The sequence below is a fragment of the Nostoc sp. CALU 546 genome (assembly GCF_048836525.1).
In genome coordinates, this window is sequence record NZ_JAWJTF010000123.1 from 26,577 (window position 1) to 26,867 (window position 291).

At 54.0% G+C, this 291-nt stretch carries 1 protein-coding gene; it reads left to right on the forward strand.

The window, feature by feature from the left end; genetic code table 11:
* Positions 1-105: 105 nt before the first annotated feature.
* On the forward strand, positions 106-291 hold a 186-nt coding region (locus RRG12_RS36905; protein WP_420762623.1), incomplete at its 3' end, for an ELWxxDGT repeat protein.

Below are 291 nucleotides of genomic sequence, written 5' to 3' on the forward strand. Positions count from 1 at the left end.
GAAAGCAGTGGGAACAATGAACTGTGGAAGAGTGATGGCACTGAGGCTGGTACTATCCGCGTCAAGGATATTAATGCTGGCACGAGTAGCTCTTTTCCGTTCTCTCTGACGAATGTCAACGGCACGCTATACTTCGTTGCCTCCGACAGCAGTGGGGGCCGGGAATTGTGGAAAAGTGATGGCACCCAGGCTGGTACTGTCCGCGTCAAGGATATCGCCTCTGGTGCGGACAACTCTTTTCCGTCCTCTCTGACGAATGTCAACGGCACGCTGTACTTCACAGCCTCCGAC